This window comes from Variovorax sp. CCNWLW186 (genome assembly GCF_037203865.1).
Taxonomy (GTDB): Bacteria; Pseudomonadota; Gammaproteobacteria; order Burkholderiales; family Burkholderiaceae_C; genus Variovorax.
Genome location: NZ_JBBCBO010000001.1, coordinates 1 through 26,177, shown reverse-complemented (window position 1 = coordinate 26,177; position 26,177 = coordinate 1). Strand labels below are relative to the sequence as shown.

The window sequence follows — 26,177 nt, the reverse complement described above, 5'->3', positions numbered from 1 at the left end:
AGCTCGGCTGTACCTAACCTGCATGCATCGTCATTCAACGCAACATGCAGCCGTGAAAATTCTTCTTGTTCATGCCCACCCCGAGCCCCGCTCCCTCAACGGATCGCTCAAGCAGTTCATGGTGGAGCGCCTCGTGCAATCCGGACACGAAGTGCGCGTGTCCGACCTTTACGCCATGCGATGGAAGGCAACGCTCGACGCGGACGACTTCCCGCACATCGAGCCCGGCGCGCACTTCGACCCGGTGACCGACTCGTTGCGCGCATTTGAGGGCGGCACCCAGCGCGACGAGGTCGCGGCCGAACAGGCCAAGCTGCGGTGGGCCGATGCGGTGATCTTCCAGTTTCCGCTGTGGTGGTACACGATGCCGGCCATCCTCAAGGGATGGATCGATCGCGTGTATGCCTACGGCTTTGCCTACGGCGTTGGCGAGCACTCCGACTCGCATTGGGGTGACCGCTTCGGCCAAGGCGTGATGAGCGGCAAGCGAGCCATGCTGGTGGTCAGCACCGGTGGCTGGGCTTCGCACTACAGCGCCAGAGGCATCAACGGACCGATGGACGACCTGCTGTTTCCCATTCACCACGGGGTGCTGTACTACCCCGGCTTCGACGTGCTGCCGCCCTACGTGGTCTACCGCACCGGCAAGGTCGACGCTGCCGCCTACGCAAGGATTACCGAAGAGCTCGGCCGTCGCCTGGACACGCTGTGGACGACGGACCCGATTCCGTTCCGCCCGCAGAACTTTGGTGACTACGACATTCCGGCGCTCACGCTGCGCGACGAGATCGCGCCGGGTGAATCAGGCTTTGCGGCGCACACTGCTCCGAAGAAGGGCGCGAACGTGCGCTAGCAGCGGCCGCCGCCTTCCCCGGTTACTCGGCTTCGATGCCAGCGGCCTTCACGATGCGGCCCCATTTCTGCGACTCCGCCGTCTGGAACTTGGCGAGCTCCTCAGCCGAGGTGGTGAACACTTCGGTGCCCGTCGGTTCGTAGAACGCGGTCTTGGCAGACTCGCTCTTCGCGGCCTTCACCAGCAGTTCGTTGAGGCGCTTGACCACGGCCGGCGGCGTCTTCGCGGGCGCATAGGCCGCAAACCAGTAGCCCATTTCATAGCCCTTCACGCCGGCCTCGGAAATGGTGGGCACGTCGGGCGCGAGCGGTGAGCGCGCCGCGCTCGACACACCCAGCGCGCGCAGCTTGCCGCCCTTGACCTGCGGCAGCCCGGTGGCCGCGTCGGTGATCATCATGTGGATCTGCCCGCCCAAGAGGTCGGTCACTGCCAGCGTGTTGCTCTTGTAGGGCACGTGAAGCAGCTTGATGTCGGCCATCTGCTGCAGCAACTCGCCCGCCATGCGGCTGGACGAGCTGCCGCTGCCAAAGCTGTACTTGCCCGGCTCCTTCTTTGCGAGGGCGATGAATTCGGCCACGCTCTTGGCCGGGAACGAGGGGTTCACCACCATGATCTGCCCACCCTTGCCCAGCGCGGCAATGGGCGAAAAGTCTTTCACCGGGTCGTACGGCAGCTTCTTGAACAGGTGCTCGTTGGCCGCGTGCGTGGTGTTGGTGGTGATCAGCACGGTGTAGCCGTCCGCCGCGGCCTTGGCCACCTGCTGCGAGGCGATGAAGCCGCTTGCACCTGCCCTGTTGTCGATGACCACGGGCTGCTTTGTTTCCGCCGTGATGCTGTTGCCCAGCGCGCGTGCGATCTGGTCGGTGGCCGTACCGGCTGCAAAGGGCACCACGAAGGTGATGGGCTTGTCCGGAAAGGCCTGCTGCGCATGGCCAAGCAGCGGCACCAGGGCCAGTGCGGCAGCCGAAAGGGTGAGGGAACGTCGTTTCATTGTTTTGTCTCCGGATGGATGGGTGAGGAAAAGAAGTCGAATTGCCGCTATGGCCCCGCCAGCAGCGGCACAAGCGGGCGCGGCACGCGAATGGGCATGTCCAGCAACAGGAACGAGAGCGCCTTGCCGTGCGCATCGAGGTTCAGCGCATCGTTGACGCCGCCGTCGAGCACCGCATCGAGCACGAAGTTCATCGCATGCAGCCTGGGCAGCAAAAAGCGCTGCACCCGCGAGGGCTCGCGGTGGCGAAACTGCGCGGCCACGCGTTCAGGCGTGAGCTGCTCGGCCAGCAGCGGGTAAAGGTCCGGATGCCAGGCGATCACGCTGATGTTGGAGCGATCGCCCTTGTCGCCGGTGCGGCCATGGGCGGCACGGTAGAGCGGCACTTCGATGAAGTCTGTCGGCGTGTTCATGCCAGAGCCTCCGCGCCAAGCAGTTCGAAGCTCACCGGCACCGCTTCGCGCGGCAGCAGGCACGACAAGGTATTGAGCCGCGGCGTGAGCGCGGTGCGCACACCGCCGCCGCCCGCCGGCCCGCAGGTGTAGAGCGCCACGACTTCGCGCGTGAGGCGCTCGGCCTGCGCACGGTCTGTATGCGAGGCCGCGATGCGCAGGCGCACGTCGCGCAGGCCGGCGTCCGGCGTATCGGCCAGCATGCGGCCGGCGTCGTCGCCAAGAATGCTCAGCGCACCGATCAGGTCCACGCGCAGCGCAAGGCCGCCCAGCCGCTTGCGCAGCACGTCCGCCGCGAGCCGCGCACGCGCCTCGGCGCGCGGCCCCGCATAGGAAATTTCGCCCTCGGCCAGCCAGCCGCCTTCATGGCACACATTCACCTTGTAGTGGCTCGGCCGCGCATGGCCGCGCACGCCCGACAACGCCACGCGATTCGCAGCGTCCGGCAGCTGCGTGACCTCGGCTTCGGCGATGTCGGCCACCACGTCGGGCGTGAGGTAGGCGCTCGGGTCGTGCACCTCATACAGCAGCTGCTCCTTCACCGTGGCCTCACTCACGAGGCCGCCGGTGCGGTCGGCCTTGCCGATGGTGCAGTGACCGTCGGCATCGATCTCCGCAATCGGGAAACCCACTTCTTCGAGGCCCGGCACATCCTTGTAGCCGGGGTCGGCAAAGTAGCCGCCGCAGACCTGCGCGCCGCATTCGAGCAAGTGGCCGGCCATGGTGGCTCGGCCCAGCCGGTGCCAATCGTCGGCGCGCCAGCCGAAGTGCGACATGGCCGGGCCTACCGTGAGAGACGGGTCGGCCACGCGGCCGCACACCACGATCTGCGCGCCCGCGTCGAGCGCTTCGGCAATCGGCTCGGCGCCGATGTAGGCGTTGGCACTGACGATGTGCAGGCCGTCCATCTGCGCGCCAAGCGCTTCGTGCAACAGCGCAAGATTCGAGGGGCCGGAGAGATCGTCACCCTCCACCACCGCGATGCGCGGCGCAGCGGCCCCGAGCTCGCGTGCCATGCGGGCGATGTGACGGGCCGCGGCGCGCGGATTGGCGGCGCCAAAGTTGCTCACGATGCGAATGCCGTGCGCCAGGCAACGCGCCAGCACGGGCCGCAGCATGGCATCGAGCAAGGGCTCGTAGCCGGCGTCGGGGTTGTCGCGTCGGCGCAGTTGGGCGAGCGCGAGCGTGCGCTCGGCCAGCGTCTCGAAGATCAGGAAAGCGCGTTGCTCCGCCGGGCCGCCTTGCAGCCGGGCGATCAGCGTATCGACCACCGGCCCGGCCGCGTCGGTGCGGTCGCCGGAAAAGCCGGCAGCGCAGCCGATCAGCAGTGGGGGCGAGGCGGTGGCGTTCATCGAGGCGGACTTTAGGCAGCCCGCCTTCATCCGTAAAATCGAAAATTCAGATCGATTGATCCAAATTCCGGATCATTGATCGAGCCGGATGCCGACCTTGCCGATGATGGCCCCCCACTTGCGGCCCTCGCTGTCGATGAAGGACCTGAATTCTTCAGGCGAGCCGCCTCCCGTCACAAGCCCCTGACCAGCCAGCAACTCGCGCACGGCCGGCTCCTGCAGTACGGTGTTCACGTCGGCATTGATGCGGCGCACCACCTCTGGCGGCGTGCCGCTTGCGGTGAACAGGCCGTTCCAGGCCAGCGCCTCGAAACCGGGGTAACCGGACTCCGCGACCGTGGGCAGGTCTTTCATGAGCTCGGAGCGCTTTGCGCTGGTGATCGCCAGCAGCTTGATGCGCTTGCCCTGGATAAGCGGCAGCAGTGCCGGCGCCACGGTGAACAGCGCTTGCGTATCGCCCGCCGCCACCGAAAGCCCGGCCGGCGGCGAGCCCGCGTAAGGCACGTGCACCGCCTCGATGCCGGCGGTGCTGCGAAACATTTCCATCGTGAGATGGGAAGAACTCCCCGCTCCCACCGACGCATAGCTGAACCCGTTGCCCTGCTTCTTCGCCCATGCCACGAACTCCGGCAATGTGTTCGCGGGATTGCCGGCCTGCACTGCCAGCACATTGGGCTGCGAGGTCGTGAGCACGATGGGTACCAGGTCGCGCGCGGGTGCATACGGCATGCGGCTGTACATGTAGGGGCCGAAGGCAATCGGCCCGTTGAAGCCGATGCCCAGCGTGTACCCGTCATGCGGCGCCTTCGCCACCGCGTCCATGCCGATCAGGCCGCCCGCGCCGGGTTTGGTCTCGATCACGACGGGCTGCTTCCACATTGTTCGCAGCCGGTCGGCCAACGTGCGCGCGATCAGGTCGAGCGAGCTGCCCGGCGGCGCGGGAACGATCACGCGCACAGGCTTTGCCGGCCACTCCTGTGCTTGGGCAGCCAGGCTCATTGCGCATGCGAGAAGGAATACGGCGAGCTTGCCCCTGTTGTTCATTTTCAAGATCCTGGCTTGAGCCGACCGGCTACCTTAGCTCAGCATTGCGCCGCTGGCGTGCCCAAAGAAAAAGCCGGCCTGCTTTCGCAGGACCGGCCTTCGGTGCATCGTCCTTGCAGACGAGGTGTGCGGCTGCCAGGCAATTACAGCGGCAAGGCGTCGCCGCGCGCGGCAGCATAGGCTTGGGCACGCACCGTTGCACGGTCTACCGCGCCCGCCACCATCGGGGCGACACCCGACGAGGCGCCTTCGGCGTACGGATCGGCGTTGCGAACCGTGGCCACCGCTTCGGCGCGTACGGCTTCGCGGCTGTTCATGGCGACCGGCGCAGAGGTTGGTCCCGAATCGGCACCGGTGGCGTAGGGATTGCCCACACGCGCGGCAACCACAGCGCCGGCGGCCACGTCGGCGCGGCTTTCGGCGGAGGTCAGGGGATGGACGCCTTCATAGGTTTCGGCATGGGCGGCACCAGCAGCAGTTACCAGGGCCAATGCAGCGGCGGAAAAAAGCTTGGAGGCGGTCATTCAGGTTCCTTTGTTCAATAGCTTGAAATGGGTTGGAGATGCTTCGAACCGTTCTTGCTCGATGCGCAGGTCCGTGAAATCAATTCTGCGACCACATCTAAGTACAAACCCTTGTCGAATGGAATCCCGGCAACCGCGACGTGGAAACGATGCGCCGGCTTTTGAAATGACGCGCGAAAACTGGTATGGCTCAGCAGTGCGGATGCCACAAGTCACTTCACATTGCGCAACAAGGCCGCTACATTCGACGCTTCGACAAACAACCAGACCGGAGGTGCGCGATGGAAGACACAGCTATTCAACGCCCCACTCCCGGCCGGTTTGTCGATTCTTCAATGGCCTGCTGACGCGCTTTCTCCCGTAGCGCGAGCCCTGAACGGGCACAGCCGGTTCGACCATTGCGGCACTGCTGCCGCAGCGACAAACCGCCCGAGATTCAAACGCCGCCGTCGGCATGCAGGTGCCGGCCGCGATTGCCCGTTTCCAGAATCATCAAGGCTCACCATGCTTGAACCCCGTGCCGCGAATGTGCGGCATTTCGCAACTTCTGTTTTCGATCCTCAGCAGGCATCCGCTGAAGAGTGGAGGAAGGCCCTTGCCTACTGGCGCCTCCGCAACGAGCGGGACTTTCCGGGCGAACCCTGGCCGAGCGATGCAGACACGATGCAGAACGTGCGCCAGCACACGCCCCTGCAGGTCGTGCATCGCATTTTTGCGCTGGATGGCTGCGGTAGCATCGTCGGCAGCCTCAACATGAGCTTTCGCCGCGAAGGCACGCCCGATTACCAGGCTTATGCGCCCTTCGTGGATGTGTGGGGCGGTGTGCTTCGGTCACATCGGCGGCAAGGCATTGCCACCATGCTCATGCGCGCGCTGCTTGCCGCCATGAAAGAGCGCGGCAAGACAATGGCGACCATCAAGGCCTCGCTTCCCGAGGGGCACGCATTTCTCGCGGCCGTCGGTGCGGCCGAGAAGCACCGCAGCATCGAGAACCGCATGGTGTTCGCCGATCTCAATGACGCCGAACTCGCTCGCTGGCGGGCCCATGCGTTCGCAGCGGGCCGCGGGTTGCGCTTGGAAATCCACGCCGGCCGGGTGCCCTTCGAGCGCCTTGGGATGCTGATGGCGCCGCTGTCCGCGCTGCTGAACGACGCCCCCACAAGCCAGCTCGAGTGCCCACCCATGCGCTATGAGCTCGAGGACTTTCGCGCCTGGTATGCCGAAATCGACCGGCGCGGCGGCGAGCATTTCCTCGTGCTGCTGCTCGACGGCGACGAAGTGGCCGCGGTGTGCGACGCCAGCTGGAACCAGCTGTACCCCGACCGCATGTTCCAGCGGCTCACAGCCGTGGATCCTCTCTGGCGCGGAAAGGGCCTGGCCAAGGGGCGTGAAGGCCGTCATGCTGCAGCTGGTGCGCGAGCGCCATCCCGCCGTCATGATGGCCGTGACGCACAACGCCGAGGTCAATGCCCCCATGCTCGCCATCAACCGACGGCTGGGCTTTGCCGCGCACAGGCATGATGCGGCCTACCAGATCGGCCCGGAAAGCCTGAGGGCCTTCCTCTCGATCCGCCCGCTGGCCCCGAGGGAGCAACATCGATGAAAGCACCGCCACGACTGCAGTCGCTGGTCGACGAAGGACTGATCGACACGGTGGTACGCCAGCTGATGAGCGGCAAGGAAGCCATGGTGTACGTGGTGCGCTGCGGCGACGAGACACGTTGCGCCAAGGTCTACAAGGAAGCCGACAAGCGCAGCTTTCGTCAAGCCGTCGACTACACCGAGAACCGCCGCGTGCGCAATTCGCGCGAAACGCGTGCCATGGCCAAGGGCACGCGCTTCGGCCGCCAGGTGACCGAGGCCATCTGGCAAAGCGCCGAGGTCGACGCGCTCTACCGCCTGGCGGCAGCCGGCGTGCGCGTGCCGGTGCCCTACAACTTTCTTGAAGGCGTGCTGCTGATGGAACTGGTGACCGACGCCAACGGCGACGCGGCGCCGCGGCTCAACGATGTGGCCTTTACGCCTGAAGAGGCAGTGCGCCACCACGGCAGCCTGCTGAAGGAGGTGGTGCGCATGCTGTGCGCGGGCGTGGTGCACGGCGACTTGTCTGAGTTCAACGTGCTGCTGTCGGTCGACGGCCCGGTGGTCATCGACCTGCCGCAGGCGGTGGATGCGGCGGGCAACAACCACGCCAGGCGCATGCTGCTGCGCGACGTGGAGAACCTGCGCAACTTCTTCGGCCAGTTTGCGGCGGAGCTGCTGGACACACACTACGGCGACGAGATCTGGCACCTGTATGAGCGCGGCCTGCTGCGCGTCGAATCGGTGCTCACCGGCACGCACGTGCGCGACACCGGCCCTGTCGACCTGGGCAATGTGATGCGCGAAGTGGACGATGCGCGCGAGGAAGAAGCGGCGCGCCGGGTGCGCATGCAGCTGCCGCGGCTCTAGGCAGCAGCTTGATGCTTGGCGGGGCAACCTGTCATGGCCGCTGGTTTCTCTGGTCGCGCAGTTGATCTTCGGCGCGTTCGAGTTCCGAGCGAAGCGCGCGGATCTCCTGCTCGAGCTTGTCGATGCGGGCCGCGCGGCTCTGCTGAGTTTCCGAGCCGTGACAACGCGTGCGCAGCGCGGCCAGGGTTTCGGCCAGCTGCCGCCGGCGCAGCATCTGGCCCCGGGAGCGCGCAAGGTCCATCTCACGCTCGAGCGCAGCTTCTTCCGCCTCGCAGGACGCACCCTCCGCTTGCCTGGCCTGCTCCACCGGCTGGGCAAAGACGGGAGCTGCCCAAGCCAGCGCGATAGCCATGAACCAGCGCTTCACGCGCGGTTTCCCTCGCAGGCTTGAAGCTCATCCAACCCATAGACATCCATTGCGGCTCCCATTGCATGTGCGGTGCAGGCGCCCGCGTTCGGGCGCATTCTGTCCCAGTTAGAAGGAAGCGCTTCACGCCAGTTCCTCCACCCGCAGCGCCGTGATTGCTCCCGCCACCGCCGGGAGCGCCTGGAGTGCGCCCAGGGCCAGGTCCATCGCGGCTTGCCGCACCGGTTGGGTCAGCACCAGCACCTGCGGGGCAGTGCCGGCCTGCCCGGCCGCAAGCGCGACTTGCCGCACCGGCAGCTGTCGGCCGGCAGCCCAGCCCGCTACGGCCTCGATGCCGCTTGCGGCATGCACGGGCACTCGCAGGTAGTGCGACGAACACACGTCGGCGCGAGAGACCACAGGCAGAGTGTTCATTGCATGCGCATGAAAGCCCAGGTGCGGCACCCGCTGGGCGGCGCTGGTGCCCGCCAGGCGTGCGACATCGACCAGGTCGGCAATCACCGCCGACGCGGTCTGCTCCGAGCCGGCGCCCGCGCCGTAGTACATCGTCACGCCGGCCGCGTCGCCCTTGACCATGATGCCGTTCATCGACCCGTTCACATGCGCCATGAGGTGCGAGGCCGGCACCAGCGCGGGCTGGACGCGCAGCTCCACGCCGTCTTTCCGCCGCCGCGCCACGCCCAGCAGCTTGATGCGGTAGCCCAGCTGCTCCGCGCAGGCCACATCCACCCGCTGCAGCGCCGTGATGCCTTCCACCTGCACGTCATCGAAGCGCACCGGCGTGCCGAACGCATTGGCGGCCAGCAGCGTGAGCTTGTGCGCGGCGTCGATGCCCTGCACGTCGAAAGCCGGGTCGGCTTCCGCGTAGCCCAGCGCCTGGGCCTGGACGAGCGCGGCGCCGAAGTCCAGGCCTTCATCGCGCATCTTGCTCAAAATGAAGTTGGTGGTGCCGTTGATGATGCCCGCCACCCATTCGATGCGATTGGCCGTGAGCCCTTCGCGCAGCGCCTTGACGATGGGAACGCTCACCGCCACCGCGCCTTCGTAGGCGACGGCGACGCCATGCTGCCGGGCGGCTGCGAAGATTTCGGCGCCGTGCACCGCCAGCAGGGCCTTGTTCGCCGTGACCACATGCTTGCCGTGGGCAATGGCGGCCAGCACCCAGTCGCGTGCCGGGCCGGTACCGCCGGCAACTTCGACCACCACGTCGACGTCGGGGTGTGTGGCAACGCGCAGCGGGTCGTCCGTCAGCGGAACGTTCCCGCCCACGACGGCGGCGGCCCTCGCCAGGTTGCGCGCCGCGACCATCACCACCTCGATCGGCCGCCCGGCGCGGCCGGCAATCTCGGCCTGGTTGCGGGCCAGCACGCGAAACGTGCCCGAGCCGACTGTGCCAATGCCGATCATGCCCACGCGCAATGCGTGGGGAGCCGCGCTGCGGCTGGGCAAGGGTTCGAGTAACTGGACTGGATCGCGGTACATGGAAATCTCCGGATGAAAAAACAAAAACCCAGCTGCCAGAGCTGGGTTTCAATCATTCGGAGAGAAGAGCGATACACCAGGTGGCTGCCGAAACGGCCACCTGCGCGTGCTCAGGTGGCCGCGGTGGTAATGGTGGTAATCATTCGTGCAACCAATGCCCCATTCGCCCGCGCAAAGGCAGGCGGCATCATGCGGGCCATGGAGGCGGCGCAATCGGCGGTGGGGAAAAGGCAGCAAGACATGAGAGGCGCAGTGTACAGGAGCCTGCCGGGGCATTGCGCACGCTTTGCCGTGCCAACCTGCGGAAATATAGGGAGCAGGCCTACAGCGCACGGGCCGCCGGAGGCCTAGCGTGGTGGGCAAAGCAAAGAACTGCATCACCTGGAGGCAGCACCATGAAGAACTTCGTCCTAGAACCCCGCATGCGAGCAACCATTGGCGGCGCCTTTTACCCGAGCGGCTACTCGATGGTGATGTTTCCGAGCGCGGAAGACGCCAACCGCATCGGCCATCAGCTGCTCCAGAAGGGCGTGAGCGGCGACGAGATCTACCTGATTCCGCCGCAAACGGTGCTCGAGGAGATCACCCCCACTGTGAAGGAATCCGACGACCCGCTGCCTTCGGCGGGTACCGACGCCGCCACGGTGCGCGCCTACACCAAGCTCGCGCGCGAAGGCCACACGGCCTTGCTCGTCAAGACGAAGAACGAAGAGGAAGCGAACCGCCTGATGGAGGTGGTGCGCGCCGTGCCGTATTCGATCGCGCAGCGCTACCGCACGCTCGTCATCGAAGACCTCTGAACCGCTTGCCCCCGGCGGTTCACGCCGCTGCCGCGGCGCGCCGAACAACGTCGCGCGCCATCGCCTGCGCCAGTTCCTGTTCGCCAAGAAATACCGTTGCCGCCGTCTGCTGGGTCAGCAGTTCGGCTTCGTCTTCGTTGTGGCTGCGAATGACAGTGTCGATTCCGGGGTTGAGCGTGCGCGCGGTTTCCATCATCTGGCGCACGTTCAGGGCGTCAGGCGTTGCGACCACCAGCACACGGGCTCGCGCAATGTGCGCCTGGATCAGCACCGCCGGGTCGGCCGCATCGCCCCACACCGCGGCAACGCCGGCTTCGCGCAATTTCTCGACCAGCTCGCGGTTCTGCTCGGCCACCACATAGGGAATGTCGTTGGCCTCCAGCTCGGCCGCAATGCGCCGCCCGACGCGGCCGTAGCCCACCAGCACCACCTGCCTGGAGAGGTATCTGGCCTCGGTGGTGGTCGGCAGCTCGGCCAACGGATGGTCTCGCGACTCGAGCCCGCGGGTCACCGGCAAGCGGGCATGCAGCCACTTCTGCAACGGCGCGATCAGGCTGAACCACAGCGGATTGGTGGCAATGGAAATCAGCGCGCCGGCAAGGATGAGGCTCTGGCCCTCGACCGGCAGCACGCCAAGCGATACGCCGAGCCCCGCCAGGATGAACGAGAACTCCCCGATCTGCGCGAGGCTCGCGCTCACCGTCAGCGCCGTACCCAGCGGATAGCGGAAAGCCAGCACCAGCGCGCAGGCGGCAAGCGACTTGCCCAGCACGATCACGCCCACCACGGCCAGCACCTGCAGCGGACGCTCGATGAGCACCGAGGGGTCGAACAGCATGCCCACCGACACGAAGAACAGCACCGCGAAGGCGTCGCGCAGGGGCAGCGATTCTTGCGCGGCACGGTGGCTGAACTCCGATTCGCGCATGACCATGCCCGCGAAGAATGCGCCCAGCGCAAACGACACACCGAACAGCGCCGCCGATGCGAAAGCGATGCTGACGGCCGCCGCAATCACGCACAGCGTGAAGAGCTCGCGTGAGCCGGTACGTGTGACCTGCCAGAGAATCCAGGGGAAGGCCCGCCTTCCGACCACGAGCATGAGCGCCACAAAGCCGCCCACCTGCAGCAGCGTGAGCCCGAGCGTCTGCCACAGCGGGTCCGCGGAACCTGCCGCATCGGCGGCAGGGCCACCCAAGGCTCCTGCAAGCGGCGGCATCAGCACCAGAACCAGCACCATGGCCAAGTCTTCGACCACCAGCCAACCCACGGCGATGCGGCCGGTGAACGAGTCGAGAATGCCCAGGCTTTCGAGTGCCCGCAGCAGCACGACCGTGCTTGCCACCGACAGGGCCAGCCCGAAAACCAGCGCCTCGCCCCAGGACCAGTCCCACCAGAGCGCCAGCGCACCGCCGAGCAGCGTGGCCACCGCAATCTGCGCCAGCGCTCCTGGCAAGGCGATCTTGCGTACGGCCAGCAGATCGTCCAGCGAAAAATGCAGGCCCACGCCGAACATCAGCAGCATCACGCCGATTTCGGCCAGCTGCGCCGCAATGCCCGCATCGGCCACGAAGCCCGGCGTGAAAGGCCCGATGATCACCCCCGCCAGCAGGTAGCCCACCAATGCGGGCAACCGCAGGCGCACTGCGAGAAAACCGAACACGAGCGCCAGACCCAGGCCGGCGGCGATGGTGTTGATGAGGGAAACGCTGTGGGGCATCGTTCCATTTTGCAGGAACGATGCGCGGCCTTTTACTTCATCCGGCCCTTCATGGGGCCGTCATCGTGCCTTCAGGGCCGTTCAGTCGGCCATCTTGCTGACGCGCGCACCTTCGAGCACCTCAGGCTCCTGCGACTCGACCCAGCTTTCATTGTTGAGCCCGGCCTTCAGCCGCTCGGTGTCGAGTTCGTTGGTCCACTTGGCCACCACGATGGTGGCCACGCCATTGCCGATCAGGTTGGTCAGCGCACGCGCTTCGGACATGAAGCGGTCGATGCCCAAGATGAGCGCAAGGCCGGCCACCGGCACATGGCCCACGGCCGACAGCGTGGCGGCCAGCACGATGAAGCCGCTCCCGGTCACGCCCGCTGCGCCCTTCGACGTCAACAGCAGCACGGCCAGCAGCGTGATCTCCTGGGTCAGCGTCATCGGCGTGTTGGTGGCCTGCGCAATGAAAACCGCCGCCATCGTCAGGTAGATCGAAGTGCCGTCCAGGTTGAACGAATAGCCGGTCGGAATCACCAGGCCCACGCAGGCCTTCTTCGCGCCCAGGTTTTCCATCTTCTCCATCATGCGCGGCAGCACCGATTCCGAAGACGACGTGCCCAGCACGATCAGCAGCTCTTCCTTGATGTACTTAATGAACTTCCAGATGCTGAAGCCGTGGAAGCGCGCAATGAGCCCCAGCACCACGAAGATGAACAGCAGGCAGGTCAGGTAGAACGTGCCCATGAGCTTGCCGAGCGAGAACAGGCTGCCCAGGCCGTACTTGCCGATGGTGAACGCCATGGCGCCAAAGGCGCCGATGGGCGCGAGCTTCATGATGTAGCCCACGATCACGAAGAGCACGTGCGAGCCCTTCTCGATCACGTCGAACACCAGCGTGCCGCGTCCGCCGAAGCGGTGCAGCGCAAAGCCGAACAGCACCGCGATGAGCAGCACCTGCAGGATTTCGCCCTTGGCAAAGGCATCGACCACCGTGCTGGGAATGACGTTGAGCAGAAAGTCGACCGTACCGGTCATCTTGCCGGGGCCGGTGTAGGCGGCGATCGACTTGGTGTCGAGCGTGGCCGGGTCGATGTTCATGCCCGCGCCGGGCTTCAGCACGTTGACCAGCAGCAGCCCGACCACGAGCGCGATGGTGCTCACGATCTCGAAGTAGAGCAGCGCCAGGCCGCCGGTCTTGCCCACCTTCTTCATGTCTTCCATGCCGGCGATGCCGACCACCACCGTGCAGAAGATGATCGGCGCGATGATCATCTTGATGAGCTTGATGAAGCCGTCGCCGAGCGGCTTCATGGCTTCGCCGATGGCGGGATAGAAGTGCCCGAGCAGCACGCCGATGACCACCGCGGTGATCACCTGAACATAAAGCGAGCGGTAGAGAGGAAGTTTCTGGGTCGGTGTGATTGTTGTGTCTGCCATGTCGTGCCTCCAGGGGGTGCGAAACTTTATGGCCGTTCTCGCGGCTTTCCATTCGTAGAAGCCACATCGCTGGAAACAAAAAAACCCGCCGAAGCGGGTTTTTCGATCAGGTTCCGGTCAGCATGCTCAGTGCATGTGAAGCCCGCCGTTGACCGAGAAATCGGCCCCGGTGGAATAGCCGCCCTCGTCCGTGGCAAGCCACGAAATGATGGAGGCGATTTCGCTGGGTTCGCCCAGGCGCTTGACGGGAATGGTGGCCACGATCTTGTCGAGCACTTCCTGGCGGATGGCTTTCACCATGTCGGTGCCGATGTAGCCCGGGCTCACGGTGTTGACCGTGACGCCCTTGCTCGCCAGCTCTTGCGCCAGCGCCATCGTGAAGCCGTGCATGCCGGCCTTGGCCGCCGAATAGTTGGTCTGCCCCGCCTGACCCTTGGCGCCATTGACCGAGCTGATGTTGATGATGCGGCCCCAGCCCTTCTCGACCATGTCGCCCACCACCTGCTTGGTGACGTTGAACATGCTGTTGAGGTTGGTCTCGATCACCGCGCTCCAGTCCTCCGGTGTCATCTTCAGGAACATGCGGTCCCGGGTGATGCCGGCGTTGTTGACGAGCACGTCGATGGGGCCGTGCGCCGCCTTGGCGGCGGAAAACGCCTCCACCGTGGATTGCCAGTCGCCGACATTGCCGACCGATGCGTGGAACTCGAAGCCCTGGGCTTTCTGCTCGGCCAGCCATTTGGCATGGTCGCGCGTGGGGCCGCAGCCTGCGACGACAGTGAAGCCGTCCTTGAAGAGGCGTTGGCAGATGGCAGTTCCGATGCCACCCATGCCTCCGGTGACATATGCAACTTTCTTGCTCATGAAATTTTCCTTGATGTGTGCGACGCAAAAGCCTGAACGGCCGCCTTCACTCTAGCGAGTTTCAAGCCATCGTTCTCTGAGGAAAACACTGAGCCAAGCTTGCAACCAGCTGTCAGGGCACCGCCAATGTGCAACCAGATGCGCAAGTCTGTACCTTGTTGCTCCTTTCGCAGCACCTCACGAGTTCGAAAGTATGAGTTTCAGCCCTCGGCACACTCCGCTGGCGACCAGCGCCGTCACGGCAAGCATGGCCGCGGTGTGAACGCCAACCGCCGCAAGCGCCAGCATCAGCGTGCCCGATGCGGCAACGTCCAGGGCCGGCGTGTCGCCCATGCAGAGCGGAACCAGCGCCGGCACCAGCATCAACCCGGCCCCGTGCGCGGTGGCCATCATGAAAGACCAGAGCGCCAGCCCGGCATGCCCCGCCGGCGCACGCACCGCCTTGGGTGTGCGGCCTGAGAGGTGCAGCACCACGAAGACGACGACCAGCACGCCCGCCACCACTTGCATCACCGTCCGGTCCACCGACACGCCGAACGCCACTGCGGCCGCCACCAGCGCGACCGACGCGGCGTGCCCGACCGCAATGGGCACCAGGGCCCGCAGCGCCTGGCCCCGATCTTTCGACCGGACGCCCCAGGCCGCGGCCCACATCCAGCCGGTGGCCGGGTTCAGCCCGTGGATGGCGCCGAGACCCACCACCACCAGCCAGGGCCAGAGGCTTTCCACTGCATGACCTCGCGTTCAGCCCGGTTGCCGGTCAGTTCGACGGATGGCAGCAGGCATGGGCCGCCGGTTTGCTGGCTGGCGCGGGCTCGTAGCGGTCGTGGTGGCGCACCCAGTCCATGGTGTAGACCGCGTTGTGCTCGTCGCGGCCCTTGGGCGTAAGGTCGAGCAGGTTGTACGTGCCCATCATCACTTCAACGCCGCGCTCGTAGGTCGAATAAGTGTGGAAGATCTCGCCCGCGTCGTTCTTGTAGAACACGCTGATGCCGGGTGCCTCCTCCGCCGGGAAGGGCCGCACGCTGTAGTTGTAGTAGACCTCGCCCTGGCCCTCGGCCCATTCCTCCGACTTGAAGCTCACGCCGAAGTCGTAGTTGAAATCGCTGCCGAAGGCCGACACCCACTTGAACTGCCAGCCCATGCGCCGGCGAAAGCGCTCGATCTGGTCGAGCGGCGCGCGGGACACAGCCAGCATCGTGACGTCGCGGTGCTCGAGATGCACCTTCATGCCGTCGACGTGGTCCGCCATGTAGGAACAGCTCGGGCAGCCCTGCTCCCAATCGGGGCCGAGCATGAAGTGCTGCACCAGCAACTGGCGGCGGCCCTCGAACAGGTCGGCAAGCGCGCGGGGGCCGTCGGGCGTGTCGAAGGTGTAGTTCTTCTCGACGCGGGTCCACGGCAGGGCGCGGCGCTCGCGGGCGATCTGGTCGCGCAGGCGCGTCAGCTCCTTTTCGCGGGCCAGCAGCGCCTTGCGCTGCGCGAGCCAGCGTTCCTTGGCAACGACGGGGTGATCGGCAATGCCGGTTTCAGCAACAGTGGTGTTCATGGCGGTGTGCTCCTTGGCTCGATGAATCGTTTCGCGGGCGGATACGCTCACGCCCTGGCGGCTGTTTTCGGACGGCGCACGGCGCGGACTTTTCCGCTGCCCCCGCCGCCGCAGTAGAAGAGGTCTCCCCCGTCGGATTCGAGCCCGCTCACGCCGGTGCCGCGCGGCATTTCCAGCCGCTCGAGCACGGCGCCGCTTTCGGGGTTGATGCGGCGGAGCTCGCTCTCGTCGCCCTCCCAGGTGCCGTGCCACAGCTCGCCGTCGACCCAGGTCACGCCGGTAACGAAGCGGTTGGACTCGATGGTGCGCAACACGGCGCCGGTGGCCGGGTCGATCTGGCGGATCTTGCGGTCGCGGTACTGGCCCACCCACAGGCTGCCCTCGGCCCAGGTGAGCCCCGAGTCGCTGCCGTTGCCCGGGGCGGGAATCGATGCGACCACGGTGCCCGTTGCCGGATCGATCTTGTCGATGCGCGCCTCGGTGATCTGATACAGATGAGTGCCGTCGAAGGCTGTGCCGGCATCTCCGGCGCAAGCCAGCGTGCGCGTGGTCTTGCCGCTCACGGGATCGAAGGCAATCAGCCCGTCGCGCGTGGCGGCCCAAACGCGTTGGCCGTCGTGGGTCACGCCGCCCACGCTCGCCTCGCCGGCCAATGGGCCGTACTCGCGAACGATCTCGGCTGCGCGCGCCGTCACGGGGGTCTGGTCCTTGCCTGTCTTGCTGCCAGTGCTCATTGCTGCTCCTTGTTTGCGCCCGGGAATCGGGGCCTTGGAGACAACTCTATTCAATCGGCAGTGCGGCGGGGAGTAACAAGATCGTCGTGAATCCGGTCAGCGGCGGCGAAAGCCAGCGCTGCGCCCGCGCCCGCCCGATGGCGCGCACGCGCCCCGCAGCCTCCAACTCGGCGAGCGCGCGCTGCACAGTGCGCTGGCTGGCTCCCAATGCCAGCGCCAGGGCCGAGGTGGACCACGCCGCGCCGTCGGAAAGCAGCGCCAGCAGCGACGCCTGGTCGCCGTCGATGGGTGGCGCCAACACGGCAACCTCGCGCCCGCCGTGCGGCTTCAGGACAAAACCCCGCGCCGTCGCCTCGATGCCCGCCAACGGCGCAACGAGCGCGCGCAGCCTGCCGACTTCGACCCGCAGGCGCGCCCGGAGCGTCTCGTCGGGGTGGCGGGTGTTGAACGCATAGGCGATCAGCGCTTCGCGATCGACATCGCCGGGCCAAGCCTCCGCCAGCGCGCGCGCCAATGCGAACAGCACCGGGCGCCGGGCCAGCGGCCGCCATGCATCGCCCGCGCCGACGCCGCGGCGGCATGCGTCGACCACCAGCGCGTCCGAGGCTAGGAGCGCTTCCACCTCGTGCAGGCGCAACGTCTCTTCGCCGCCGGCGGAGCGGCGCCGCGCGGCGGGACGATCGAGCGCGGCCCGCGCCTCCGCCACCTCGGCCAGGAGCGCCGGCACGCGCGCGCGTTCGGCCGCCTCATGTGCGCGGTCGAGTGCCGCCTGCGCAACGCCGGTGCGCAGCGATCGGAGCGCCAGCTCGGCGGCGGTGAGCTCGGCCACCGCCGCAAGCGACGGTGACAGGCCGCGCGCATCGAGCGGCGCCAGCGTGGCCGCCGCCTCGTCGAGGCGGCCGAGCAGCAGGAACTTGCGCGCCGCAATCAGTCGCGCCTGCAGCGCATTGCCATGGTCGGCATGTGCCTCGAGCGTGGCGGCTGCCGCGGCAAGAGAGCGCGGCGATCCGCCAAGGTCGCGCATCGCGAGCGCCACCTCGGCCTCGGCAACAAGGCAGCGGGCGCGTGCCAGTTCCTCGTGGGCGCCAAAGCCTCGGGCGGCCCGCCGCAGGAGCTCGCGCGCACGTGGATGCTCGCCAAGCTGCGCCATGGCAATGCCGCGCAGGGCCAGCGCAGGCGGGTCGTCGCGCAAGGCGACCCGCTTGAGGGCACCGAGCGCGTCGCCGGCGGCAAGCGCCCGCGCGGAGGCGGCGATCAGGGAATCCATAGGTCGCGGAGGTTAACCCGGCCTGTCGGCCGGCCCATTGGAGTTGTACAGTACAACCTCTTTAGAAAGGAGGCCGGTCTTGAAACCTTCCAACACACAGGCCGAGTTGAAATTCCCCAGGCCGCTGGTCACCGTCGACGTCGTGATCTTCACCGTGCTGGAAGATGAACTCAAAGTCGTCCTGATGCGCCGCCCCAGCGATGCCCACGAGCCGTTCCCGGGTCGCTGGGCCCTGCCGGGAGGGTTCATCGATGTCGACAAGGACGCCAGCCTGCTCGGCTGCGCCCTGCGCAAGCTGCAAGAAAAGACCGGTGTTTCCGCGCCGTACCTGGAGCAACTGGGCAGTTGGGGCGGCGCAAGCCGCGACCCGCGGGGCTGGTCGACCACGCACGCGTTTTTCGCCCTCGTGCCGAGCCAGGACCTGGTGCTCGAAAAAGGAGCGAACGCCGCGCAGGTGGAATGGATCGAGGCCACCGCGGCCGCCCGCAAGCGCCTGGCCTTCGATCACGCAGAAATCCTCGAAGCCGCCATCGCCCGCCTGCGCAGCAAGGTCGAATACACCTCGCTGCCAGCCTTTCTGCTGAGCGAACCCTTCACACTGCCGCAGTTGCAGCACACCTATGAGGTCGTGCTGGGCCGCCCTGTCGACAAGAGCGCCTTTCGCAAGCGGATGCTCGACGCCGGCTTCATGGAAGAAGCCGGCACTGTGGAAGGCACCTTCGGCCGGCCGGCCATGGGCTACCGCTTGCGCGACCGGTCTCAGGCAGCCCTGTTCCCCCGCACCTTCAGCCCGCGCGACTCCTCGGAGCTTGGCGCTTGACTTCCTCTCGCTAAGTTGTACTATGCAACCCATATAGTTGCACAGTACAACTCAACTAAAGAACACACCATGAAGCAGAACATCCAACTTCTCCTGATCGATCCCCAAAACGACTTCTGCGACCTTCCGGCCAGCTGGCTTCCGGCAGACGCAGCCACGGGCGCGCAGTTGCAGCCGGCACTGCCGGTTGCGGGTGCCCATGCCGACATGCTGCGGGTGGCCCAACTCATCCGCGAGGGGGCGCAAGGCATTGCGGGTATCACCGTTACGCTGGATTCGCACCACAGGTTCGACATTGCGCACCCCACGTTCTGGCAAGCGCGCGATGGCGCCGGTGTGCAGCCTTTCACCTCGATCACCGCGGCCCAGGTCAATGCCGGCGACTACCGTCCGCGCGACCCCGCTGCCCTCCCCCGGGCGCTGGCATACATCGACGAGCTCGAGCGCCGCGGCCGCTATACGCTGATGGTGTGGCCGGTGCATTGCGAGATCGGCAGCTGGGGCCACAACGTGCATGGTGCAGTAAAGGCCGCCTACAACACCTGGGAGGACGAGCAACTGCGCGTGGTGGAAAAGGTCGGCAAGGGGAGCAACCCCTGGACCGAGCACTACAGCGCCATTCAGGCCGAAGTGCCGGACGAGGACGACCCCGCCACCCTGCTCAACAAGCCGCTGGTCGGGTCGCTCGACCGCGCCGACCTGATCGTGATTGCCGGCGAAGCCAGCAGCCACTGCGTGAAGGCCACCACGGAGCACATTGCCGCCAACCTGCCCTCCGGCAATCCTGCCAAGCTGGTGCTCGTCACCGACTGCATGAGCCCGGTGACCGGCTTCGAGGCGCAGCACCAGGCGTTCCTGCAAGACATGGGCAACCGCGGCGCCCGGCTTCTCACCAGCGCCGAAGTGCGTTCCCTTTTGACCGCCAACACCTGACCGAACGAACAGCGAAGGACCGCACCATGCAACCCATCATCCATAGCCTGCTGGACACCGACCTGTACAAGTTCACGATGTGGCAGGCCATGCTGCACAGCCACCCGCAAACGCAGGCCGAGTACACCTTCGTCTGCCGCAACCAGCCCGCTTATCCGCTGGCCGAATTGCTCCCGGACGTCAACGAGCAGCTCGACCACCTCTGCACCCTGCGCTTTGCACCCGGCGAACTCGCCTACCTGGGAAGCCTGCGCTACATCAAGAGCGACTTCGTCGACTTCCTGCGCATCTTCAGCTTTCAGCGCGAGTTCATCTCGGCCACGGTCGAAGGCGATGCACTGCGCATCCGCGCGGTGGGGCCTCAGGTGCACACCATGGCTTTCGAGATCTTCGTTCTCGCCATGGTGAACGAGCTGTATTTCCGCCGCTTCGATGCGGAGGCCGCTCTGGCCGAGGGCCGTAAGCGCCTGCAGGGCAAGATCGAACTGCTGCGCGGCTTTGCGCAGGAGCCGGCGGCCCGGCACCCTTTCGAGTTTTTCGACTTTGGCGTGCGCCGCCGCTTTTCACGCGACTGGCAGCGGGAGGTGGTCACCACGCTCAAGCGCGAGGTGCCCATGTACTTCAAGGGCACTTCCAACGTGCTGCTGGCCAAGGAGTTGGAGCTGGTGCCCATCGGCACCATGGCGCATGAATACCTGCAAACCTACCAGGCACTGGGTGTGCGGCTGCGCGACTTCCAGAACGCGGCGCTCGAAGGCTGGGTGCAGGAGTACCGCGGCGACCTGGGTGTGGCACTGACCGACGTGGTCGGCATGGACGCCTTCCTGGCCGACTTCGACCTGTACTTTGCCAAGCTGTTCGACGGCCTTCGCCACGACTCCGGCGACCCGGTCGTTTGGGGCGAAAAGGCACTGGCGCACTACACCAGGCTGCGCATCGATGCGCACACCAAGCGGCTGGTGTTCTCCGACGGGCTCGACCTGCAGACGGCCATCCGGCTGTACCGCACCTTCGCCGATCGCACGCAGACCGGCTTTGGCATAGGCACCAACCTGACCAACGACGTCGGCCTTGTGCCGCTGAACATCGTGATGAAGCTCACCGGGTGCAACGGCCAACCCGTTGCCAAGCTGTCCGACAGCCCCGGCAAGACGCTGTGCGAAGACCAGACCTTCCTGGCCTATCTGCGCCAGGTGTTTCATATCGAAAGCTGAAAGCCATGCTCCGAATCACCGCCGCCCAACTCAACTACACCATCGGCGACCTGCGCGGCAATGCCGCGCGAATGATCGAGGCTGCACGCAAGGCGTCGGCTGAAGAAGCCGACCTGGTCGTGTTTTCCGAGATGTCGCTCACCGCCTACTACCCGGCCGACCTGCTGGAAGAGGAAGGCTTCATGGACCGCGTGGAGGCCGCTTTTCAGGAGCTGCTGTCGGCATCCCGCCAGATGCCGGCGCTGCACTGGGCCGTCGGGTTGCCAGCGCGGCGCGAAGGCGTAGGCAAGAAGCTTCGCAACGTGCTGCGCGTCATTCGCGGGGGCGAAGTGCTGCTCGAATACGCCAAGCAGCTGCTGCCCACCTACAACATCTTCGACGAGCGTCGGCACTTCGAACCGGGGCCCGACGTGGCGCGCGTCCTTCGCATCCGCGAATTTCAGGTCGGCCTGCTGATCTGCGAAGACGGCTGGAACGACGAGGGGCAGGACTACCTCGTGAATCCGTTCGAGCGCATGCGCGATGCGGCGCCCGACCTGGTGGTGTCGATCAACGCAAGCCCGTCGAACATCGGCAAGCGCGAACAACGTCACCAGATCTTCGGCTCGGCCAGCCGCCGCAACGGCCTGCCGATTCTCTACGTCAACCAGGTGGGAGGCCATGACCAGCTCGTGTACGACGGGGCCTCTTTCGCGGTCGAGCCGCAGGCCGGTGTGGTGTACGAGGCTCGCCGCTTTGCGGAAGATGTGAGCACGCTCTGCTTCGACAAGGGCCGTTTTCTGACGCTGGCCGGCAAGGCCCCGCCGCCGGTGACACCCGAGGGCCTGCCCGCGCTGGAGTTCTACCGCCAGCAGATCGTGCTGGGCTTGCGCGACTATGCGCGGCGCTGCGGGTTTCGCCAGGCCGTCGTCGGCTCGTCGGGCGGCATCGACTCGGCGCTGACACTGGCGCTGGCGGTCGAAGCGCTGGGGGCAGAGAACGTGGTCGGCATCACGATGCCGTCGAGCTTTTCATCGGAGGGTTCGGTCAGCGACTCCGAAGCTTTGTGCCGCAACCTGGGCGTATCGCTGAAGCACCATGCCATTGCCGGCATCGTGTCGCAGTTCACGCAAGGTTTCGAATCGGCATTGGGCGGCGAGCTGCACGGCGTGGCTCTGGAAAATCTTCAGGCGCGCGTGCGGGGCACCGTTCTCATGGAGTACTCCAACAGCTTCGGCCACCTGCTGCTGACCACGGGCAACAAGTCCGAGATTTCGGTCGGCTATTGCACGCTCTATGGCGACACCAACGGCGGCCTGGGGCTCATCGGCGATCTCTACAAGACCGAGGTCTTCGCGCTCTCGCGGCACTTGAACGAAACGGCGGGGCGAGAGATCATTCCCCAGGCCATCATCGACAAGGAACCCTCGGCCGAGTTGGCACCGGGCCAGAAGGATGTCGACAGCCTGCCGCCCTACCCCGTGCTCGACCAGATCCTCAAGCTGCTGATCGAAGGCCCGCGGCTCGCCCAGCACGAGTACCAAGAGGCGCGCACGTTCGTCGACACGCTGCGGGCGCAAGCTTCCGGCGAAGTGCTTGTCGAGCGCATCCGCGGCATGGTCGCGCGCAACGAATACAAGCGGCGGCAATCGCCGCCCATCGTCCGGGTCAGGGCGCGAGCCTTCGGCTCCGGACGCCAGATGCCGATCGCAGCCAAACTGCCTTGAGAACCCAATGACAAGCCAAACCCAAATCCAAACCCAAGCCAAAGCACACGATGTCGCCGTCTACATCGGGCGGTTCCAGATCTTCCACAACGCGCAGTTGGCGCTGCTGCGGCGCGCGCTGGCCGCTGCGCCCGAGTGCGTCGTGGTGTTGGGCTCGTCTTTTCAGGCCCGCACGCCGCGCAATCCTTTCACCTGGGAAGAGCGCGCGGAAATGATCCGGCTCGCGCTTCCGCAAGCGGACCGGGAGCGGGTGAAGTTCTTGCCTGTGCGCGACTACTACGACCAGGCGCGCTGGGTGGCCGCCGTGAAGCAGGGCGTGGCCGAGATGTATTCCGGTCAGCCGTCGGTGGTGCTGGTGGGCCACCTGAAGGACGCGACCAGCGTGTACCTGCGAGATTTCCCGCAATGGACGCTCGACGACACTGGCTTGCAGGGCGACATTCATGCGAGCGCCTTGCGCGACGCCTACTTTGGAGCGGCGGCCGATGGGTCGCTGGAGCCGGCCCTGGCTGCATTGGTGAACCAGGCGCCCGCCAGCACGCTGCAGTTCCTGAGCGCCTGGGCGAAGCTGCCGCACTATGCCGCGCTGGTGCAGGAATGGGAGAGCCTGCGCCAGGACAAGGCCATGTGGGCGGGCACGCCCTACCCTGTCATCTTCGTCACGGTCGACACGGTGGTGCAATGCGGCGACCAGGTGCTGCTGATCCGGCGCGGCCGCTCGCCGGGCAAGGGCATGCTGGCGGTGCCGGGCGGCTATCTCGAGCCGCGAGAAACGGTGTGGCAGTCGGCCCTGCGCGAGCTCGACGAGGAAACCGGCTTGCGCCTGCTCGACAGCGACATTCAAAGCGCATTCAAGGCGGTGCAGGTGTTCGACAACCCGGACCGCAGCCAGAAGGGCCGCGTCATCACCCACGCGCATTGGTTCGACCTGGGCCCGCGCCGCCCGCCGGAGCTGACGGCCGGCGACGACGCGTCATCCGCCGAGTGGGTGCCCATTGCAAAGCTGGCCGGCATGGAAGACCAGTTCCATGACGATCACTTCCACATACTCGATTCCTTCTTCGGGCTTACGCGGTCCAAGTGAGGGCCGCCGCAAGCCATAGCTGGAGCACCTGATCCCGCCTCACCCCGTGCGGCGAATTTCCCGTTGCATGCGCGCGGCATGGCGGCGGCGCTGCTTGCGCCGCCGCGCAAGCAGCGTGGTCGTCACGCTGATCGCAAACAGGCCGATCGCCTGCTGCAGCAGCTTGGCAGTGGCCTTCCTTGTGCGCACCTCGAGTGCCCGCTGCGCGTTTTCCATCTTCTCGACGGCCTCGAGCTTCTCCGTTCCGGGCTGCCGTGCAGCGGTGCCGTCTGTGCCCATGCGGGCCTGCTCCGCCGCGGCCTCTGTCGCAGCCTGCGCCCTGGAGGCCGCGACCGAGCCCTGGGCATTGGCATAGACCTTGGTGAACTCCGCACCCAACAGAAAGATTTGCGCGGCGTAGTACACCCAGGCCAGCAGCACGACCAGCGAGCCGGCGGCCGCAAACGATTCGCTGACGCTGCTTTTACCGAGGTACAGGCCGATCAGCACCTTGCCGATCTCGAAGAGAACCGCCGTTACCGCCGCGCCAATCCACACGTCGGGCCAGGCGATGGGCGTGCTCGGCATCAGCTTGAAGATCATCGCGAACAGCAGCGTGAGAATGCCCAGCGTGACCAGCGCGTTGGCAACCTGCAGCAAAAGCTCCCACCCCGGAAAGAGCCCGCTGCTCCAGTTGTCCACCGCCGCCAGCACGGCGCTGACCACCAGCGACACCATCAGCAGAAACGCCAGCCCGAGAATCAGGCCGAACGACAGCACCCTGGCACGCAGAATGCCCCACACGCCGCTGGGCTTCGCGCGTTCGGGCACATGCCAGATGCGGTCGAGCGCGCTTTGCAGTTCGGCAAACACCGTGGTGGCGCCGACGATCAGCACCACCACGCTGATGGCGCCGGCAATCAATCCGCGAGACGGCTCGTTGGCGCTCTTGACCAGGGCCTGCACCGCCTGCGCGCCCTCCTGGCCGATCAATCCCGACAGCTGCGCGGCAATCTGGCCCTGCACGGCCTCGGTGCCGAAGAGTGCGCCCGCCACCGCGATCACGATCACGAGCAACGGCGCCAGCGAGAACATCGTGTAGTACGAGATCGCCGCGCCCATGCTGGGCGCGAAATCGTCGATCCAGGCCATGGCCGCCTCCTTGAAAAGGCGGGGTAGATGCTTGAGCTTGTTCATGGTGGACATTGGCCGGGCCCAATCAATGTCGATGTTGGATGCCAGGCGCGCCCTCGCCCGCCTGCACGCCGAACGTGGCTCTTTCATGCAGGCTTTGTTGTAGGTAGACACCGCGTCGGTGTGCTGGCGCAGTCGGATTCCGGCCACTGCGCCAGCGCACGCGGCGGTGCCCTCCTCACCACTTCACGCGCACGCCCACCGATGCATTGATCGAGCTCTTCACCCTGGTGTCTCCGCCCGAGGCCCACAGCTTGCCCACTTCGCCGTAGACGCTCGTCCTGTCGCCGAGCGCCAGGGTGAAGCCGCCGGCCAGCTCGGTGCTCGTGCCGCCGGTGGACGATGCGATGTCGGTGCGGGTCGCGCCGTTGACGAAGCGCGCGACGTCCGCGCCGCTCGAGCTCCGGTAGACGTTGAAGCGCCCGTAGGGCTGCAGCGTGCCCAGGCCGGTCGCAATCGTGCCCTTGACACGCACACCCGCGCGCACGATCCAGCCGCTGTCGGCGTCGGGCTGCACGACCGCGCCAGAGATGACCGAGTTGTCGAGGTCCATGTGCTGGTGCACCAATTGCAGCTGCGGCTCGACGCTCCAGCCGCTGGCGCCCAGCGCAAAGGCCTGGCCCACTTCGATGGAACCCAGCAGGCTGCGGCCCTTGCCTTCGACGCCCGCGCCCAGCACCGGCTCCACCGTGTAGCGGTGGCGGCCCGACTGCACCACCGCGTCGGCATAGAAGCCGCCGTTGCCGGTGTAGGTGCCGTAGATGCCGAAGTACTGGCTGCGCAAGTCGTTGCGGCCCACGTGCTGGTTCTGCAGGCCGCTGGCAAAGCCGCTGACTCGCCCGTCGCCGTCGAGCTGGCCCACGTAGAGGCCGGCGCGCCAGTTGGTTGCGGCCATCAGGTCTGTGCCGGCCTGGAAGCCCGTGAGGCGGCCCTTGCTGGAAGGCGAGACGGTGCCGCCCTGGCGAATGTCGATGTCGGTGGAGAGCACGCGGGCCCAGGCGCGGCGCTCCGGGCCTGCCGGGTTTGTCGAAGTTGCAGCGGCGCCCCTGGCATCGTCGTCGCCTATGCGCTTGTGCAGGTCGCCGATCATCGCGAGGTTTCCTTGCCGCAGCTGGCTCGGCAGCGCCGCATACAGCGAGGCTTCGGCGCGGTAGGTGGGCACGATGATGCCGAACACAGGTCCGGGGGCGGCAAGGCCCTCTCCGCTCGGTGCGGCGGCGCCGCCGCCTTCGGTCGGCGGGTTGCCTCCGCCTTCCCCGGGGGGAACGACGGTGGTAGTGGACCGCAAATACCAGTTCTCCCCCGCCCCCGAGGCATCGGCCGCATGCAGCCGGTACTCGTAGGCCCCCGCATCCACATGGCCACCGGCCAG

25 protein-coding genes are annotated in these 26,177 nt (G+C 66.3%); 9 read left to right on the top strand and 16 right to left on the bottom strand.

From position 1 onward, the window contains the following. Nucleotides 1–52 precede the first annotated feature (52 nt). Nucleotides 53–853 (top strand): NAD(P)H-dependent oxidoreductase, encoded by an 801-nt coding sequence (locus tag V9K97_RS00125; protein WP_337315743.1) that lies wholly within the window; start codon nt 53–55, stop codon nt 851–853. A gap of 22 nt (nt 854–875) precedes the next feature. Here the strand turns inward: V9K97_RS00125 and V9K97_RS00120 are convergent, their stop codons facing one another. The 5 genes from V9K97_RS00120 to V9K97_RS00100 all read right to left on the bottom strand — a co-directional run bounded on the left by V9K97_RS00120 (nt 876) and on the right by V9K97_RS00100 (nt 5,216). Then, complete coding sequence (locus tag V9K97_RS00120) at nt 876–1,844, bottom strand: Bug family tripartite tricarboxylate transporter substrate binding protein (RefSeq protein ID WP_337315742.1); 969 nt, start codon at nt 1,842–1,844, stop codon at nt 876–878. 47 nt (nt 1,845–1,891) lie between these two features. Then, on the bottom strand, nt 1,892–2,257 hold the full coding sequence (locus V9K97_RS00115; protein ID WP_258505702.1) for an AtuA-related protein: 366 nt from the start codon (nt 2,255–2,257) through the stop codon (nt 1,892–1,894). Then, nucleotides 2,254–3,648: an acyclic terpene utilization AtuA family protein gene (locus tag V9K97_RS00110; RefSeq protein WP_337315741.1), complete on the bottom strand. Its 1,395-nt coding sequence runs from the start codon at nt 3,646–3,648 to the stop codon at nt 2,254–2,256. Before V9K97_RS00110 ends, V9K97_RS00115 begins: the two co-directional genes overlap by 4 nt. A gap of 72 nt (nt 3,649–3,720) precedes the next feature. Next, nucleotides 3,721–4,692, bottom strand: a complete 972-nt coding sequence (locus tag V9K97_RS00105) for a Bug family tripartite tricarboxylate transporter substrate binding protein (protein WP_337315740.1) — start codon at nt 4,690–4,692, stop codon at nt 3,721–3,723. Between the two features lie 143 nt (nt 4,693–4,835). Continuing rightward, the gene (locus V9K97_RS00100) at nt 4,836–5,216 is read right to left on the bottom strand and encodes a helicase SNF2 (protein WP_258505699.1); all 381 of its coding nucleotides are present in this window, start codon (nt 5,214–5,216) and stop codon (nt 4,836–4,838) included. 222 nt (nt 5,217–5,438) lie between these two features. Here V9K97_RS00100 and V9K97_RS00095 point away from each other — a divergent pair, with 222 nt between their 5' ends. Together V9K97_RS00095 and V9K97_RS00090 are read left to right on the top strand one after the other, a co-directional pair. Further along, nucleotides 5,439–6,737: a GNAT family N-acetyltransferase gene (locus tag V9K97_RS00095; RefSeq protein WP_337315739.1), complete on the top strand. Its 1,299-nt coding sequence runs from the start codon at nt 5,439–5,441 to the stop codon at nt 6,735–6,737. Nucleotides 6,738–6,815: 78 nt separating this feature from the next. Then, nucleotides 6,816–7,667: a PA4780 family RIO1-like protein kinase gene (locus V9K97_RS00090; RefSeq protein WP_337315738.1), complete on the top strand. Its 852-nt coding sequence runs from the start codon at nt 6,816–6,818 to the stop codon at nt 7,665–7,667. Nucleotides 7,668–7,698: 31 nt separating this feature from the next. Here V9K97_RS00090 and V9K97_RS00085 read toward each other — a convergent pair whose 3' ends face one another. Next, nucleotides 7,699–8,034 (bottom strand): DUF1090 family protein, encoded by a 336-nt coding sequence (locus tag V9K97_RS00085; protein WP_337315737.1) that lies wholly within the window; start codon nt 8,032–8,034, stop codon nt 7,699–7,701. Between the two features lie 123 nt (nt 8,035–8,157). Beyond that, nucleotides 8,158–9,516: a homoserine dehydrogenase gene (locus V9K97_RS00080; protein WP_337315736.1), complete on the bottom strand. Its 1,359-nt coding sequence runs from the start codon at nt 9,514–9,516 to the stop codon at nt 8,158–8,160. A gap of 395 nt (nt 9,517–9,911) precedes the next feature. On the opposite strand from V9K97_RS00080, the gene V9K97_RS00075 reads away from it, so the two are divergent. Then, entirely contained in the window at nt 9,912–10,316 is a 405-nt protein-coding gene (locus V9K97_RS00075) for a hypothetical protein (RefSeq protein ID WP_157613390.1), read from the top strand. Nucleotides 10,317–10,335: 19 nt separating this feature from the next. Here the strand turns inward: V9K97_RS00075 and ybaL are convergent, their stop codons facing one another. The 7 genes from ybaL to V9K97_RS00040 form a co-directional block, all read right to left on the bottom strand. Beyond that, nucleotides 10,336–12,036, bottom strand: a complete 1,701-nt coding sequence (gene ybaL, locus V9K97_RS00070) for a YbaL family putative K(+) efflux transporter (protein WP_337315735.1) — start codon at nt 12,034–12,036, stop codon at nt 10,336–10,338. Nucleotides 12,037–12,117: 81 nt separating this feature from the next. After that, complete coding sequence (locus V9K97_RS00065) at nt 12,118–13,461, bottom strand: dicarboxylate/amino acid:cation symporter (protein ID WP_258505691.1); 1,344 nt, start codon at nt 13,459–13,461, stop codon at nt 12,118–12,120. Between the two features lie 126 nt (nt 13,462–13,587). Continuing rightward, nucleotides 13,588–14,325 carry an acetoacetyl-CoA reductase gene (gene phbB, locus V9K97_RS00060; protein WP_126747179.1) on the bottom strand — a complete coding sequence of 246 codons (738 nt, stop codon included), beginning with the start codon at nt 14,323–14,325 and terminating at the stop codon, nt 13,588–13,590. Between the two features lie 177 nt (nt 14,326–14,502). Beyond that, on the bottom strand, nt 14,503–15,054 hold the full coding sequence (locus tag V9K97_RS00055; RefSeq protein WP_337315734.1) for a hypothetical protein: 552 nt from the start codon (nt 15,052–15,054) through the stop codon (nt 14,503–14,505). 31 nt (nt 15,055–15,085) lie between these two features. After that, the gene (locus V9K97_RS00050; RefSeq protein WP_337315733.1) at nt 15,086–15,874 is read right to left on the bottom strand and encodes a DUF899 domain-containing protein; all 789 of its coding nucleotides are present in this window, start codon (nt 15,872–15,874) and stop codon (nt 15,086–15,088) included. A 47-nt stretch (nt 15,875–15,921) separates the two neighbouring features. Continuing rightward, entirely contained in the window at nt 15,922–16,608 is a 687-nt protein-coding gene (locus V9K97_RS00045; RefSeq protein ID WP_337315732.1) for a Vgb family protein, read from the bottom strand. 46 nt (nt 16,609–16,654) lie between these two features. Next, nucleotides 16,655–17,875, bottom strand: a complete 1,221-nt coding sequence (locus V9K97_RS00040) for a helix-turn-helix domain-containing protein (RefSeq protein ID WP_337315731.1) — start codon at nt 17,873–17,875, stop codon at nt 16,655–16,657. A gap of 79 nt (nt 17,876–17,954) precedes the next feature. On the opposite strand from V9K97_RS00040, the gene V9K97_RS00035 reads away from it, so the two are divergent. The 5 genes from V9K97_RS00035 to V9K97_RS00015 all read left to right on the top strand — a co-directional run bounded on the left by V9K97_RS00035 (nt 17,955) and on the right by V9K97_RS00015 (nt 23,632). Then, the gene (locus V9K97_RS00035) at nt 17,955–18,695 is read left to right on the top strand and encodes an NUDIX hydrolase (RefSeq protein WP_337296108.1); all 741 of its coding nucleotides are present in this window, start codon (nt 17,955–17,957) and stop codon (nt 18,693–18,695) included. Between the two features lie 69 nt (nt 18,696–18,764). Further along, nucleotides 18,765–19,628 (top strand): cysteine hydrolase family protein, encoded by an 864-nt coding sequence (locus tag V9K97_RS00030; protein WP_337315730.1) that lies wholly within the window; start codon nt 18,765–18,767, stop codon nt 19,626–19,628. Between the two features lie 26 nt (nt 19,629–19,654). Beyond that, entirely contained in the window at nt 19,655–20,842 is a 1,188-nt protein-coding gene (gene pncB, locus V9K97_RS00025; protein WP_337315729.1) for a nicotinate phosphoribosyltransferase, read from the top strand. A gap of 5 nt (nt 20,843–20,847) precedes the next feature. Next, nucleotides 20,848–22,548: an NAD+ synthase gene (locus tag V9K97_RS00020; RefSeq protein ID WP_337315728.1), complete on the top strand. Its 1,701-nt coding sequence runs from the start codon at nt 20,848–20,850 to the stop codon at nt 22,546–22,548. Nucleotides 22,549–22,555: 7 nt separating this feature from the next. After that, on the top strand, nt 22,556–23,632 hold the full coding sequence (locus V9K97_RS00015) for an NUDIX domain-containing protein (RefSeq protein ID WP_337315727.1): 1,077 nt from the start codon (nt 22,556–22,558) through the stop codon (nt 23,630–23,632). 39 nt (nt 23,633–23,671) lie between these two features. On the opposite strand, the gene V9K97_RS00010 is transcribed toward V9K97_RS00015, so the two are convergent. Beyond that, nucleotides 23,672–24,808 (bottom strand): YihY/virulence factor BrkB family protein, encoded by a 1,137-nt coding sequence (locus V9K97_RS00010; protein WP_337315726.1) that lies wholly within the window; start codon nt 24,806–24,808, stop codon nt 23,672–23,674. A gap of 175 nt (nt 24,809–24,983) precedes the next feature. Next, the coding region (locus tag V9K97_RS00005; RefSeq protein ID WP_337315725.1) for an autotransporter outer membrane beta-barrel domain-containing protein at nt 24,984–26,177 on the bottom strand (1,194 nt) is incomplete at its 5' end.

Bases quoted from the DNA above. Each gene is read 5' to 3' on its own strand.
- V9K97_RS00120 (WP_337315742.1), bottom strand. From the start codon at position 1,844: ATGAAACGACGTTCCCTCACCCTTTCGGCTGCCGCACTGGCCCTGGTG.
- V9K97_RS00115 (WP_258505702.1), bottom strand. From the start codon at position 2,257: ATGAACACGCCGACAGACTTCATCGAAGTGCCGCTCTACCGTGCCGCC.
- V9K97_RS00110 (WP_337315741.1), bottom strand. From the start codon at position 3,648: ATGAACGCCACCGCCTCGCCCCCACTGCTGATCGGCTGCGCTGCCGGC.
- V9K97_RS00105 (WP_337315740.1), bottom strand. From the start codon at position 4,692: ATGAACAACAGGGGCAAGCTCGCCGTATTCCTTCTCGCATGCGCAATG.
- V9K97_RS00100 (WP_258505699.1), bottom strand. From the start codon at position 5,216: ATGACCGCCTCCAAGCTTTTTTCCGCCGCTGCATTGGCCCTGGTAACT.
- V9K97_RS00090 (WP_337315738.1), top strand. From the start codon at position 6,816: ATGAAAGCACCGCCACGACTGCAGTCGCTGGTCGACGAAGGACTGATC.
- V9K97_RS00080 (WP_337315736.1), bottom strand. From the start codon at position 9,516: ATGTACCGCGATCCAGTCCAGTTACTCGAACCCTTGCCCAGCCGCAGC.
- V9K97_RS00075 (WP_157613390.1), top strand. From the start codon at position 9,912: ATGAAGAACTTCGTCCTAGAACCCCGCATGCGAGCAACCATTGGCGGC.
- ybaL (WP_337315735.1), bottom strand. From the start codon at position 12,036: ATGCCCCACAGCGTTTCCCTCATCAACACCATCGCCGCCGGCCTGGGT.
- V9K97_RS00065 (WP_258505691.1), bottom strand. From the start codon at position 13,461: ATGGCAGACACAACAATCACACCGACCCAGAAACTTCCTCTCTACCGC.
- phbB (WP_126747179.1), bottom strand. From the start codon at position 14,325: ATGAGCAAGAAAGTTGCATATGTCACCGGAGGCATGGGTGGCATCGGA.
- V9K97_RS00050 (WP_337315733.1), bottom strand. From the start codon at position 15,874: ATGAACACCACTGTTGCTGAAACCGGCATTGCCGATCACCCCGTCGTT.
- V9K97_RS00045 (WP_337315732.1), bottom strand. From the start codon at position 16,608: ATGAGCACTGGCAGCAAGACAGGCAAGGACCAGACCCCCGTGACGGCG.
- V9K97_RS00040 (WP_337315731.1), bottom strand. From the start codon at position 17,875: ATGGATTCCCTGATCGCCGCCTCCGCGCGGGCGCTTGCCGCCGGCGAC.
- V9K97_RS00030 (WP_337315730.1), top strand. From the start codon at position 18,765: ATGAAGCAGAACATCCAACTTCTCCTGATCGATCCCCAAAACGACTTC.
- pncB (WP_337315729.1), top strand. From the start codon at position 19,655: ATGCAACCCATCATCCATAGCCTGCTGGACACCGACCTGTACAAGTTC.
- V9K97_RS00020 (WP_337315728.1), top strand. From the start codon at position 20,848: ATGCTCCGAATCACCGCCGCCCAACTCAACTACACCATCGGCGACCTG.
- V9K97_RS00015 (WP_337315727.1), top strand. From the start codon at position 22,556: ATGACAAGCCAAACCCAAATCCAAACCCAAGCCAAAGCACACGATGTC.
- V9K97_RS00010 (WP_337315726.1), bottom strand. From the start codon at position 24,808: ATGAACAAGCTCAAGCATCTACCCCGCCTTTTCAAGGAGGCGGCCATG.